This window comes from Acidovorax sp. KKS102 (assembly GCF_000302535.1).
GTDB lineage: Bacteria > Pseudomonadota > Gammaproteobacteria > Burkholderiales > Burkholderiaceae_C > Acidovorax.
The window spans coordinates 4,988,546-5,001,268 of record NC_018708.1; the positions used below are offsets into that span (position 1 = coordinate 4,988,546).

Here is a 12,723-nt window from a genome sequence, read left to right on the forward strand (position 1 = left end):
CCCTTTGGGGTGACCTTGAGCAAGGCATGGAGTACCTCAATCTTCCGCAGCGCGCTTTTCCAAAATCTCGAAAGCAGGCAGCTTTTTGCCTTCCAGCACTTCCAGGAAGGCGCCGCCGCCGGTGGAGATGTAACCCACATGTTTGTCGATGCCGTACTTGGCAATGGCGGCCAGCGTGTCGCCGCCGCCCGCGATGCTGAAGGCAGAAGATTCGGCAATGGCCTTGGCGAGTTGCTTGGTACCGTTTTCAAAGGCGGCAAACTCGAACACGCCCACGGGGCCATTCCAGACGATGGTGCCTGCAGACTTGAGCTGGGCGGCCAGACGGGCCGCCGTCTCGGGGCCGATGTCCAGGATCATGTCGTCAGCCGCCACATCGGTGGCCGCCTTCACGGTAGCGGGCGCATCGGCGGCAAAGGTCTTGGCCACGACCACGTCGGTAGGAATCGGCACCTCGGCGCCCCGCGCCTTCATGGCAGCCATCACGGCCTTGGCGGCGTCCAGCAGGTCGGGCTCGGCCAGGCTCTTGCCGATGGGCAGACCCGCCGCCAGCATGAAGGTGTTGGCAATGCCGCCCCCCACGATGAGCTGGTCCACCTTGTCGGCCAGGCTTTGCAGGATGGTGAGCTTGGTGGACACCTTGGAGCCCGCCACGATGGCGGCCAGGGGGCGCTGGGGCTGGGCCAGCGCCTTGGTCAGGGCATCAATCTCGGCCGACAGCAACGGGCCGGCGCAGGCGATGGGCGCAAACTGGGCGATGCCATAGGTGGTGCCTTCGGCGCGGTGGGCGGTGCCAAATGCGTCGTTCACGAAGATGTCGCACAGCGCGGCCATCTTGCGGGCCAGCTCTTCCTTGTTCTTCTTCTCGCCCACGTTCAGGCGGCAGTTTTCCAGCAGCACGATCTGGCCGGGGGCCACTTGCACGCCGTCCACCCAGTTGGCAACCAGCGGAACATCACGGCCCATCAGCTCGGCCATGCGCTTTGCCACGGGAGCCAACGAATCTTCGGGCTTGAACTCGCCTTCGGTCGGGCGGCCCAGGTGGCTGGTCACCATGACAGCGGCACCGGCGTCCAGGGCCATGCGGATGGCGGGGATGGAGGCGCGGATGCGGGTGTCTTCGGTGATGTTGCCGGCATCGTCTTGCGGCACGTTCAGGTCGGCGCGGATGAAAACGCGCTGGTTGCGGGCCTTGCCCTGGGCGCACAGATCGGAAAAGCGAAGGATGTTCATGGAGGGAGGTTTCCTGGAGGGGCCGGTGGATCAGGGGCGCCATTTTAGGCGGCCATGCTGACGCGGCCCGGCGCCACCAGTACCTACCAGCCCCAGCCGATGTGCAGTGGCAGGTATACCGCCATACCCACCAGAATGGTGCCCAGAATGCCCCGGCGCCAGAAGTAATACGCGCTGGCGAACAGCACGGCCGGCAGGCGGGCGTCCATGAAGGTGTCGATCAACTCACCCTGCACCATGAGGATCTCGGGCGCGATGACGGCGGTGAGCGCGGCCAGCGGGGCATATTTAAGGCCCCGCTTGAGCCAGTCGGGCAGGGGCAGCTCACGCTCCGGGATCATGAAGAAAGAGCGCGACACCACCGTGATCACTGCCAGACCCACAGTGGCCAGCACGGGATAGATCCAGGACCAGCTCATGGATGGCGCTCCTCGCGCAGCGGCACCACGTCGCCCGCCTCGACATGCTCGCGCTCTTCCGGCGGCATGACGCTGTCGGCGGGCACCAGCAACAGCTCAGGCTGGCGACGGCGGCGGTCCACCGCCTCCATCAGCAGTCCCGCAGCCACGGCGGCCGCCAGCGCCACCAGGATGTTGAGCTTGAGCGGCAAGGCAAACGCGGCAATCGCGGCAGTGGCGGCAACGCCCGTGGCGAGCCAGGTGGCCCGGTCAAACAGCAGGGACAGCAGCACGCCCAGCAATGCCAGCACCCCCGCAAATCCCAGCCCCCAGGACAGGGGCACGGCGTTGGCCAGCAGGATGCCGGCGATGGACGGCACCTGCCATGCCAGCCAGTTGGTGGAGGCAGCGCCCCAGAAGTACGGCACCTGCTCTGGCGCCGGTCGGGGTTCCGGGAAGCGCTTCATGAACGCCACGTAGATCACGTCCCCGCTGAAATATCCCACGGCTAGGCGCTGGCGCAGCGGCAGGTGCGCAAAGTAGCTGCGCCACATGCTGCTGAAGATCACAAACCGCAGGTTGACGCAGGCGGCCGTGAGCCACACCACCCACAGCGGCGCGCCCACGGAGAGCAGCGGAATGACAGCGAGCTGGGCGCTGCCGGCGTACACCAGCAGCGACATGAACACCGCCATGCCGACCGACATGCCACTCTTGACCATGGCCACCCCGGTGACCAACCCCCAGGCGGCGATGCCCAGCGACGTGCCCGCCATGTCGATGGCAGCTATGCGGAAGGAGGGGTGGCGCAGTGTCCGGCCCAGGGCAGCAGACACGCTCATGCAGGGTTGGCGCCCAGCACCATGCCCGGCTGCAGGTCAAAGCCGCGCAAGAAATCAGCCGCCGCCAGCCGCTTGCCACCCGCCCGCTGCAACGTGGTCAGGCGCAAGGCCGTGCCGCTACCGCATGCGACAGTCACTCCGGCGCCATCTGCAGCCAAAATCTGCCCGGGGCGCTGGTCGGATATGCCTTGAATGCTATCAATTACATAGCTCCAGATTTTGATCGTCTCGCCCTTGCATTCGGTACTGGCCCCGGGGAAGGGATCGAACGCGCGAATGCGCTGGCCAATGACTGCGGCGGGCAGTGTCCAGTCGATGGTGCTCTCGGCCTTTTCGATCTTGTGGGCATAAGTGATACCGTCCGCCGGTTGCGGCACGGCAGTGAGGCCCCCACAGGCGGCCAGCTCCAGGGCCTCGACGATCATGCGTCCGCCCAGCGTGGCCAAGCGGTCGTGCAAGGTGGCCGTGGTGTCGCTCGGGGCGATGGGCAGGCGCTCGGTGAGCAGCATGTCGCCCGTGTCCAGCCCGGCGTCCATCTGCATGATGGTGACGCCCGTTTCCGCATCGCCTGCCTCGATGGCGCGGTGGATGGGGGCGGCGCCACGCCAGCGCGGCAGCAGGCTCGCGTGGATATTCAGGCAGCCCAGACGGGGCAGATCCAGGGTCCACTCCGGCAGGATCAGTCCGTAGGCGGCCACGACCATCACATCGGCCTGCGCGGCCAGCAGCGCTTCGCGCGCAGCGGCGGCATCGTCGGGGTACTTGCCATCCAGGCGCAGGCTGCGGGGCTGGGCGACGGCAATGCCATGCTCCAGCGCGCATTGTTTGACAGGCGACGCCTGCAGCTTCATGCCACGGCCTGCAGGGCGGTCCGGTTGCGTCAGCACCAAGGGAACGGTGAAGCCTGCGGACAGCAGCCGCTCGAGGGCCACACGGGCAAATTCGGGGGTTCCGGCAAAAATGACTCTCATTGGAAAACGGATGTTGGCTCAGGTGGGCGCGGGACGCGGTGGCCCGGCGGGGCGCCCATCCCGTCAATCGCGCGCGTTGTCAAAATTCGGCAGCTCGTCGGTGAACAGCACCTGGCGCACCACCCCTTGGCGGTCCAGGTGCACATGGGCCTGACGCAGGTCCGAGTTCTGCCGGAAGCGGTAGGTCCAGATATCCCCATCAAAGCGCGCCACCTGCTCGATCCGCAAGGGCATTCCGAAGGTGTTTTGCAGGTCGGCGCGGGTCCAGGTGCCAATAGGCAGGTTCTCGAACCGCTGCTGCGTGAGCACCTGCTCGTTGCGCACCAGCCGGCCGCTGGCGTCAAAGTCGAGGTTGTAGGCAGCAAACCCGGCGGGCAGTTCCGAATACAGCAAGCGCTCGCCAGAGGGCAGCGCAATCGTGGCCGTGGGCGCGCCCAGGCGGGCGACCACTTCGGCCCGCAATGCGCCCGGCTGCTCGTGGGCCGGCAGCGCGCAGGCCACCAACAGACCAACCAGCGCACCCAGCGCCAGCACTCTGACGCCCCGGCGGACGCAGAGCGCTGCGCGCTTCACCCGCGCGCCTCCCGCTGCTGCTTGACCATCTTGGTCTTGATGCGGTTGCGCTTGAGGGGGGATAGGTATTCCACAAACACCTTGCCCATGAGGTGGTCCATCTCATGCTGGATACAGACCGCCAGCAGGCCATCGGCCTCGATCACGCGGGACTGGCCCTGGGCGTCCAGCGCCCGCACATGCACGGCATTAAATCGCTCCACCCCGTCATAAATGCCAGGCACCGACAGGCAGCCTTCTTCGTTCAGGTGCTTTTCGGCGCTGGTCCAGACCAGCTCGGGGTTGATCAGCACCAGGGGCTGATCGCGCTCCTCCGACACGTCGATGACCACCAGCCGCTCATGCACGTCCACCTGGGTGGCCGCCAGGCCAATGCCGTGCGCGTCGTACATCGTGGCCAGCATGTCGGCCACCAGCGTGCGGATGCGGTCGTCCACCGCCTGGACGGGGCGGGCGACCTTGTGAAGCCGGGGGTCCGGGTAACAGAGAATGGGAAGGATTGCCATGGCTGCAGGTAAGAGATGTCGCTATTTTCGCCACTTTTGCGGCCTACTGCCGCCCTGCGAGCCAATAATCGTTGCCGAATCAAGGGCTTGAGCAGAGAATCTAAGAAGCTTTGTAACGTATTTGCCCGGCCGCACGCCTGCTTTGTGCGCCGAGGTGCCAGCGAGGGGGCGTTTCCCAATGCATGAGAAAAGGAACAACATGACGGCATTCACCAGCGTGCGGCGGACCGCCCTGGGCGCGCTCACCATCATTGCTGGCGCCCTGCTGGTCATGCCGGCCCAGGCGCAGAACTACCCCATCTCCAGCGGCCAGCGCGCCACCGCGCAGCAGGTGTCCGAGCGGGGAGTGCCCCTGGAAGAGCTGGCCCCCAACGCCCCCGACACCTACACCGTCAAGCGGGGCGACACGCTCTGGGGCATTTCGGGCATGTACCTCAAGCGCCCCTGGCGTTGGCCCGAGCTCTGGGGCATGAACCTCAAGGCCATCCCCAACCCGCACCTGATCTTCCCGGGCCAGACCCTTTACCTCATCAAGGAAGACGGCTACGCCCGCCTGAGCACCAGCCGCTCGAACGAACCCGAAACCGTGCGCATCTCGCCCCGCACGCGCAGCGACAGTCTGGCCGATTCCGCGCTGCCCACACTTAAGCAGCACCTCATTGAGCCGTTCCTGGTCGAGCCGCTCGTGGTGGACGAACAAGTGCTGCTGAGCGCCCCACGCGTGATCGCGACCACGGAAGAGCGCGTGCTGATGGCGGCAGGTGACCGCGTTTATGTGCGCGGAGACGCCGCGTCGCCCATGCTGGCAGAGGCGGGCGAACCCCGGTACTACCGTGTGTTCCGCAATGCCGTGGCGCTCAAGGATCCCGTCACGGCCGAAGTGCTGGGATACGAAGCCCAGTACCTGGGCAAGGCGGAGCTGGTGCGTGGCGAGTCGTTCGAAGAAATTCCAAACGGCAAGGGTGGATACACAGCGGAATACATCCCCGCCACCGTGGATCTGTCAGCCACCAAGGAGGAAGTCCGCGCGGGCGACCGCCTGCTGCCCGCACCTGCTCGTCCGTTCCTGAGCTATACCCCCCGCGCCCCCGAGATGGAAGTGGATGCCCGAGTGGTGTCCATCTATGGCAGCTCGGCGGTGGCCTACGCGGCCCAGAATCAGGTAGTGGCCATCAACATGGGTTCGCAGGACGGACTGGAGCCCGGCCATGTGCTCAGCCTGCTCACCAAGGGCGACCGTATCAAGGACATGACCGACAGCAACAAGGCGATGGTCAAGCTGCCCAGTGAAGTCAACGGCACCGCCATGGTGTTCCGCACCTTCGAGCGCGTGTCCTATGTGCTGCTGCTGGAAATCCGCAACGGCGTGCGCGTCGGCGACCGTTTGGTCAACCCCAAGTAACGCGGAGGGCCGGCAGCACGTATCGCCGCGCGGGGCTCCTGCGCTGCGGTAGTCACGTTGCCGCGCCGTACTGGCATCCATGGACCACGACGAGCTCGGCGCCTGGCTGCGGCTGACCTTGACGCCGGGCATCGGCAACGGTGCTGCACGGCGCCTCTTGGCACGGTTTGGATTACCGCAATCCATCTTTCAGCAGACTGAAGCCGCGCTGCAGCTCTGCGTGCCCGCCGCGCAGGCCAAGGCGTTGCGCGAGATTCCGAAGGGTTGGGAAGCCCTGTGGCAGACCACCGCCCAATGGCTTGCCAACGCTGCGCCACAAGGGCCGGCACACGCCATCGTGAGCCTGGGCGACCTGCGCTATCCTCAGGCCCTGCTGGACACGGAAGACCCGCCGCTGCTGCTGTACCTCATGGGCCCGGCATCGCTGCTGCAGCACCAGCCCTTTCCCAGTGACCGCTGCCTCTCTGTGGTTGGCAGCCGCAACCCCACGGCCCAGGGCGCAGAAAACGCCCGCCTTTTCGCCCGCGCGTTGTGTGGCGCCGGCTTGACCATCGTGTCGGGGCTGGCCCTGGGGGTGGATGCAGCGGCGCATGAAGGGGCACTGGAAGCGGCGACCAGCGCTGGCACCATGGCGGCCACCATCGCCGTGGTGGGCACCGGGCTTGACCGCGTGTATCCGCGCAAGAACCTGGACTTGGCCCATCGCATTGCCGCACACGGACTGATCGTTAGCGAGTATCCCCTGGGCACGCCACCGCTGCCTGGCAATTTCCCCAAACGCAACCGCATCATTTCGGGCCTCTCGCAGGGCACACTGGTGGTGGAAGCCGCCCTGGCATCGGGCTCCCTGATCACTGCCCGCATGGCCGCCGAACAGGGTCGCGAAGTGTTCGCCATCCCAGGCTCCATCCACGCACCACAGTCGCGCGGCTGCCATGCGCTGATCCGTCAAGGCGCCAAGCTGGTGGAGTCGGCCCAGGACGTGCTGGAAGAGCTCAAAATCCCCGCCACCACCGTGCCCGGTCTACCCCACGAAGGCGTAAACGCCCCGGGAGCGGCCGCATCGGATGAGACAGAAGACCCCGTGCTGGCCGCCTTGGGCTATGACCCCATGGGGCTGGATGCTCTGATCGCCCGCACGGGCATGGACGCATCGACGTTGCAGGTGTCCCTGCTGGAACTGGAGCTCGACGGTCGCATTGCACGGTTGCCCGGCGGCTTGTTCCAGCGGGTCGGCCGGGGCTAACCGATCGGGCCCGGGATCACCGGCAGCCAAACCGGCGCAAACGATGCCGGCGCACATCCCGGTTGCGCTCCCACGCGATCCCCAGCGAGATCGTCAGCAGGCTCCAAGCACCTGCCTGCAGGGCTCAGTCCAGCAATCGTTCCGGGTTGGCATCCAGCTTAGCCAGGGCATCGCGCGTGGCGCGCAAGGTGAGGCCTTCCTCATCCTGCGCCACCAGCAGACCGGCCTGCAGGTACGCGGCCAGGCGGCGCAACTGAATCAGGTAGCTGCTGCCATCCACGGCGGCAAAAAGATGCAACTGCTTGCGCTGACTTTGCCAAGCGTATTGCACCTGAGCCGATGCACCGTTGTGGTCCAGGGTGTACCAGGTACCCGGCTGCAGGTCTTGCGCCCAGGCCACCATCGCATCGTCCACCGGAGCGCCGTTGTCGGCAATCACGTGGATGGACGAGGCGTCGATGCCCAGCATCATCTCGATGTTGTCCGCGTTGAGCGGCATGTCGCCCAGCGTGGCGTCACTGATGAAGTCTTCCAGGTTGGCCAGGCGCTTGGCCATGGCGTCGATGTGGGCCTGCGGGATGGATGCGGTCTTGGACAGGAAGGCATCGGCCAGGGTGTCCGTCAACACCTTGACCTGCGCATCCTGCGCCTCGCCATTCACCCCCAGCAGGGACAGGCCCTGCCGCAGGCGCTGCAGCAGCGCCGGAAGGTTCTGGATGACTTGGGCCCGATCGCTGCGGTTGGGCTTGGCGCTGGCGGCCCAGACGAGGTCTGCTGCCGTACGCTTGAAGGCCACCGTGTCGGCATGTTGGGGGCCATCGCGCACGGCCGACAGCGCGAGCACCTCGGCCCAGGTCTTGAACAGGAACTCGCGGATCTCGTCGCGCACCGGCATGTCGCGCAACATGGTGCGCAGCTCGATGGTGTACTGGATCGCCAGCGTTTCCCGCTGCTCGACCTGCTGGGCGACGCTCACCAGGCGCGAGGTCACCTGCTTTTCGGTCAGGAACTTGGCGAGGAATTTCTCGAACTCGTCATAGACCAGCTGAAAGACGCGGCGTCCGGTCTCGGGGTACTGCTCGATCACCTGCACCACGCGGCGAATCTCGGCCTCCAGCGCGCTTCCATTGATGGTGGTTGCGTCAAAACCAAGCACACAGGCCCCCATGCGGTCGATCAGCTTGCGCGCAGGATGGTCGAGGTTGCTGAAGAATTCGGGCTCGGCCAAGGCCACACGCAACACCGGCACCTGCAGCCGGGCAAACCACACTCGTACGGCAGGCGGTATCCGGTCTTCGGCGAGGATGCTCTGGAACATCAGGGCCACCACCTCAATGATGGCCTTTTCGCCGGAAGTGGTCGCTTTCTTCTTGAGTTCGGTGGAGCGCTCCCGCACGGCGCCCACCAACTGGACCACGGCGGCAGGGCTGTAGTCTTCCATCAGGGTGGCGACGCCGCTGTAGTAGGTGTCCGCATTCACGCGGTGCGCCGTGAGTGCATGGGCCAGTGCCGCCGACGCAGGGGGCGCATTCACCATGTCAAAGCCCGTGGCGGGCTGCGTGAGCAGGCGCCGCAGCTGCCCCATCACACCCTGCGCGCGCTGGCGTGCGCGGGCCAGGGGCGTCATGCCTGTGGCAAAGGCCGTGGGCATTCCGTGTTGTGGCCGGGGGTAGCCGCCATACCCGGGGGGCGGCATCTGTGCGCCCGGAGGGCCCATCGGCCGGCCTGCGGCGGGCATGCCAGGCGGTTGCATCCCTCCCCGCGCGGCCATCATGGCCTGGCGGGTCTGCGCCAGGGCCTGCGAAGCAAGTCCTCCTGAGCCCGAATCGCCCCCGCCACTGCCCGTGGCAGTGCCGCCCTGGGTGCGACGCACCTTGGATTTGAGATCGGTCTGCGGCGTGATGCCCTGCTCCACGTAGAACACGTTGACCGCCTGGTAGTGCTTTTGCAGCAGGTTCGCCAGTTCGCGCTGCAGGGGGTCCACCACGGTCTGCAGGTCCGTGCGGGGCAGGCCCGCCTCCACCCATTGCTCCACCAGCAGCAGGCATACCGTATCGGGTCGGAGAATATCGCTGCTGTCCAGCTCCTGCCCTTCCAGCGACTGGGTGCGCTGGCGCAAGGTATCAAACTGATGGCTGACCTGCTCGTTCACAGTGAGCGCCATGCGCGAGGCGAGGATCTTGTTCTCCACCACATCGTCGCTGAGCAGCTCAAACTGACTGAGCCCCCCGCCGCCGCCGGCTGCCAGCTGGCCGCGTGTAGAACTCACATGGGGAGCCAGGGCCTCTTGCCAGGCCTTGCCGGTGCGCTCTGTCCACGCGGCATGTTTTTGCTGGTACTGCAGCCACGCATCCCGGCGAGACTGCATTTCACGGGCGGTGCCCGTCTGGTTCATCAATGCGGTAAGGAAGTCCTGGACCGTCTTGTCGAGGTCCGCCAGCCCACCACAGATCCCCTCTACGAACCGCTGGCGCGCCTGGCGGGCCAGGCGACGTTGCGGAACAGAAGGGGGCGTGGTGTGCATGAACAGATATTAGCGGGTCAAACGGTAGCTCCGGCTTGGGGATCGTTGGGATCCCCTTCCTTTTTGGCGGGCTTGACAAGGTCTTCGCGCTTGACCCCCAGCCACATGGCAATGGCCGCCGCCACGAACACCGAGGAATAGATACCGAACAGGATACCGATCGTCAGCGCCAATGCAAAGTAGTGCAAGCTCGGGCCACCGAAGAAGAACATCGACAGCACCATGGCCTCGGTGGAGGCGTGGGTGATGATCGTGCGGCTCATCGTGCTGGTGATGGCGTGGTCGATGACTTCGTGGGTGGTCATCTTGCGGTACTTGCGGAAGGCCTCGCGGATCCGGTCGAAGATCACGACCGATTCGTTCACCGAGTAGCCCAGCACCGCGAGCACGCCCGCGAGCACCGACAGCGAGAACTCCCACTGGAAGAACGCAAAGAAGCCCAGGATGATCACCACGTCGTGCAGGTTGGCGATGATGGCCGCCACGCCGAACTTCCACTCGAAGCGGAAGGCCAGGTAAATCACGATGCCCACGACCACCATGGCCAGGGCCATCAGGCCGCCGTGCACCAGTTCCTCGCCCACCTGCGGGCCCACAAACTCGGTACGGCGCAGAGTGACTTCAGGGTCTGCCGCTTTCAGGGCGCCCAGCACCTGCTCGCTTTGCTGCGCGGACGTCACGCCCTTTTGCACGGGCAGGCGGATCATCACGTCGCGCGAGGTGCCAAAGTTCTGCACCTGCACGTCGGGGTAACCCAGAGCAGACACGGTGTCGCGGACCTTGGCCAGTTCGGCGGGCTGGCTGTAGGCCACTTCCATCACGGTGCCGCCCGTGAACTCCACCGACAGGTGCAGGCCACGCGTGAGCAGGAAGAACACCGCCAGGGCAAAGGTGATGAAGGAGATCGCGTTGAAGACCAACGCGTGCTTCATGAAAGGGATGTCTTTGCGGATACGGAAAAACTCCATGATTCCTATTCCTTCGTTGGAGTTTTCAGAGAAAGCTCATGTGCGCAACGCGCACGTGATGCTGGAACTACGAATTCCATGGTCTTCCTCCTTCAGTTCGTCTTGGCCACAGCGCTGTCGGGCTCAGGCTTCCACACCTGACCGATGGCGACGCTCTTGAGCTTCTTCTTGCGGCCGTACCACAGGTTCACGAGACCCCGTGAGAAGAACACGGCCGAGAACATGCTGGTCAGGATGCCGATGCAGTGCACCACCGCAAAGCCGCGCACCGGGCCAGAGCCGAAGGCCAGCAGCGCCAGGCCCGCAATCAGGGTGGTCACGTTCGAGTCCAGGATGGTGGCCCAGGCACGCTCGTACCCCGCGTGGATGGCTGCCTGGGGCGATACCCCGGCGCGCAATTCCTCGCGGATGCGCTCGTTGATCAGCACGTTGGAGTCGATGGCCACACCCAGCGCCAGCGCCATGGCCGCAATGCCGGGCAAGGTCAGCGTGGCCTGCAGCATGGACAAGATGGCCAGCAGCAGCAGCACGTTCACCGCCAGCGAGACGGTGGAGAAAATGCCGAACAGTGCGTAGTAGATGCACATGAACACTGCAATGGCCACCATGCCCCAGACCACGCTGTGGATGCCGCGCTCGATGTTGTCGGCGCCCAGGCTCGGGCCGATGGTGTATTCCTCGATGATTTCCATGGGCGCGGCCAGCGAGCCGGCGCGCAGCAGCAGGGCGGTGTCATTGGCCTCGGCCGTGGTCATGCGGCCCGAGATCTGCACGCGGCCGCCACCGATTTCGGAGCGGATCACAGGTGCCGTAACCACCTCGCCCTTGCCCTTTTCGAACAGCACGATGGCCATGCGCTTGCCCACGTTTTCGCGCGTGATGTCCTTGAAGATGCGGGAGCCCTTGGCGTCCAGCGTCAGATTGACGGTGGGCTCTTGGGTCTGGCCGTCAAAGCCCGGCTGCGCATCGGTCAGGTTTTCGCCGGTCAGGATGACCTGCTTCTTGACGATGACGGGCTGGCCGTTGCGTTCCAGGTAGCGCTCGGAGCCGAAGGGCACGGGGCCACGGCCTGTCTCTGCCGAGCGAGCTTCGGTGCCTTCGTCCACCATGCGCACTTCCAGCGTGGCCGTGCGGCCCAGGATGTCCTTGGCCTTGGCGGTGTCCTGCACGCCGGGCAGCTGCACCACGATGCGGTCCAGGCCCTGCTGCTGGATCACGGGCTCGGCCACGCCCAGCTCGTTAATGCGATTGTGCAGCGTGACCATGTTCTGCTTGAGCGCCTGCTCCTGCACCCGGCGCGTGGCTTCGGGCTTGATCGATGCACGCAGCTTGAATTCGGTGCCTTCGGGCGTGGTAGTGACCTGCAGATCGGCGAACTGGTCGGCGATCAGGTTGCGCGCGGCCGTGGCCGTGGCTTCATCGCGCACCTTGATGTCGATGGATTGGCCGTCGCGGCTGATGCCGCCATGGCGGATGTTCTTGTCGCGCAGTGCGGTGCGGATGTCACCCGCATAGGACTCCGCCTTCTTGGTCAGCGCCGCCTGCATGTCCACCTGCAGCATGAAGTGCACGCCGCCGCGCAGGTCCAGCCCCAGGTACATCGGATTGGCGTGCAGGGCCTTGAGCCACAACGGCGAGCGCGACACCAGGTTGAGGGCCACGATGTAGGACGGGTCGTTGGCGTCGGGCACCAGCGCCTTCTGGATGGCGTCCTTCGCCTTGAGCTGGGTGTCGGGCGTGTCAAAACGCGCGCGCACCGAGTTGCCCTCCAGCGCCACAAAGTCGGGCGTCACGCCGGCGGCCTTGAGGGCTTCTTCCACCCGCTGCTGCACGGCGGTGTCCACCTTGATGGTGGCCTTGGCCGACGACACCTGCACGGCAGGCGCCTCGCCAAAGAAATTGGGCAGGGTGTACAAGGCCCCTACCAGCAGCACGATCACCAGGATCGCGTACTTCCAGACCGGATAACGGTTCATGATCGCGCTCTCACCTCGGTTGTGCTGACGCCCTACGCGCCAGCGCCCCCTGCCCCCGCGCCCGGCCCAGCCGGGGCGCGCAGC

Annotated in this window: 11 protein-coding genes; 2 read left to right on the top strand and 9 right to left on the bottom strand. The window is 65.6% G+C overall.

The features are described from left to right. Positions 1–36 precede the first annotated feature (36 nt). From C380_RS22965 to def, 6 genes are all read right to left on the bottom strand, one after another. The gene (locus C380_RS22965; protein WP_015016232.1) at positions 37–1,233 is read right to left on the bottom strand and encodes a phosphoglycerate kinase; all 1,197 of its coding nucleotides are present in this window, start codon (positions 1,231–1,233) and stop codon (positions 37–39) included. A gap of 83 nt (positions 1,234–1,316) precedes the next feature. Next, complete coding sequence (locus C380_RS22970; RefSeq protein WP_015016233.1) at positions 1,317–1,652, bottom strand: AzlD domain-containing protein; 336 nt, start codon at positions 1,650–1,652, stop codon at positions 1,317–1,319. Next, a complete protein-coding gene (locus tag C380_RS22975) occupies positions 1,649–2,473 on the bottom strand; it encodes an AzlC family ABC transporter permease (RefSeq protein WP_015016234.1) in 825 nt (274 codons plus the stop codon). The genes C380_RS22970 and C380_RS22975 overlap by 4 nt, the downstream gene beginning before the upstream one ends. Further along, positions 2,470–3,444: a methionyl-tRNA formyltransferase gene (fmt, locus tag C380_RS22980; protein ID WP_015016235.1), complete on the bottom strand. Its 975-nt coding sequence runs from the start codon at positions 3,442–3,444 to the stop codon at positions 2,470–2,472. Before fmt ends, C380_RS22975 begins: the two co-directional genes overlap by 4 nt. A 63-nt stretch (positions 3,445–3,507) precedes the next feature. Further along, positions 3,508–4,017 carry a hypothetical protein gene (locus C380_RS22985; RefSeq protein WP_015016236.1) on the bottom strand — a complete coding sequence of 170 codons (510 nt, stop codon included), beginning with the start codon at positions 4,015–4,017 and terminating at the stop codon, positions 3,508–3,510. Further along, positions 4,014–4,523, bottom strand: coding sequence for a peptide deformylase (gene def / locus C380_RS22990; protein WP_015016237.1), 510 nt, complete (start codon positions 4,521–4,523; stop codon positions 4,014–4,016). Before def ends, C380_RS22985 begins: the two co-directional genes overlap by 4 nt. A gap of 199 nt (positions 4,524–4,722) precedes the next feature. Between def and C380_RS22995 the strand changes: the two genes are divergently transcribed. Next, positions 4,723–5,925 (top strand): LysM peptidoglycan-binding domain-containing protein, encoded by a 1,203-nt coding sequence (locus tag C380_RS22995; RefSeq protein ID WP_015016238.1) that lies wholly within the window; start codon positions 4,723–4,725, stop codon positions 5,923–5,925. Between the two features lie 79 nt (positions 5,926–6,004). After that, positions 6,005–7,171: a DNA-processing protein DprA gene (gene dprA, locus C380_RS23000; protein ID WP_015016239.1), complete on the top strand. Its 1,167-nt coding sequence runs from the start codon at positions 6,005–6,007 to the stop codon at positions 7,169–7,171. Positions 7,172–7,295: 124 nt separating this feature from the next. Here the strand turns inward: dprA and C380_RS23005 are convergent, their stop codons facing one another. The 3 genes from C380_RS23005 to secD form a co-directional block, all read right to left on the bottom strand. Continuing rightward, positions 7,296–9,695 carry a DUF1631 domain-containing protein gene (locus C380_RS23005; RefSeq protein WP_015016240.1) on the bottom strand — a complete coding sequence of 800 codons (2,400 nt, stop codon included), beginning with the start codon at positions 9,693–9,695 and terminating at the stop codon, positions 7,296–7,298. 17 nt (positions 9,696–9,712) lie between these two features. Beyond that, a complete protein-coding gene (secF, locus tag C380_RS23010; RefSeq protein ID WP_015016241.1) occupies positions 9,713–10,663 on the bottom strand; it encodes a protein translocase subunit SecF in 951 nt (316 codons plus the stop codon). A 92-nt stretch (positions 10,664–10,755) separates the two neighbouring features. Beyond that, positions 10,756–12,639 (bottom strand): protein translocase subunit SecD, encoded by a 1,884-nt coding sequence (gene secD / locus C380_RS23015; RefSeq protein WP_015016242.1) that lies wholly within the window; start codon positions 12,637–12,639, stop codon positions 10,756–10,758. Between the last annotated feature and the right edge of the window lie 84 nt (positions 12,640–12,723).

Bases quoted from the DNA above. Each gene is read 5' to 3' on its own strand.
- C380_RS22965 (WP_015016232.1), bottom strand. From the start codon at position 1,233: ATGAACATCCTTCGCTTTTCCGATCTGTGCGCCCAGGGCAAGGCCCGC.
- C380_RS22970 (WP_015016233.1), bottom strand. From the start codon at position 1,652: ATGAGCTGGTCCTGGATCTATCCCGTGCTGGCCACTGTGGGTCTGGCA.
- C380_RS22975 (WP_015016234.1), bottom strand. From the start codon at position 2,473: ATGAGCGTGTCTGCTGCCCTGGGCCGGACACTGCGCCACCCCTCCTTC.
- fmt (WP_015016235.1), bottom strand. From the start codon at position 3,444: ATGAGAGTCATTTTTGCCGGAACCCCCGAATTTGCCCGTGTGGCCCTC.
- def (WP_015016237.1), bottom strand. From the start codon at position 4,523: ATGGCAATCCTTCCCATTCTCTGTTACCCGGACCCCCGGCTTCACAAG.
- C380_RS22995 (WP_015016238.1), top strand. From the start codon at position 4,723: ATGACGGCATTCACCAGCGTGCGGCGGACCGCCCTGGGCGCGCTCACC.
- dprA (WP_015016239.1), top strand. From the start codon at position 6,005: ATGGACCACGACGAGCTCGGCGCCTGGCTGCGGCTGACCTTGACGCCG.
- C380_RS23005 (WP_015016240.1), bottom strand. From the start codon at position 9,695: ATGCACACCACGCCCCCTTCTGTTCCGCAACGTCGCCTGGCCCGCCAG.
- secF (WP_015016241.1), bottom strand. From the start codon at position 10,663: ATGGAGTTTTTCCGTATCCGCAAAGACATCCCTTTCATGAAGCACGCG.
- secD (WP_015016242.1), bottom strand. From the start codon at position 12,639: ATGAACCGTTATCCGGTCTGGAAGTACGCGATCCTGGTGATCGTGCTG.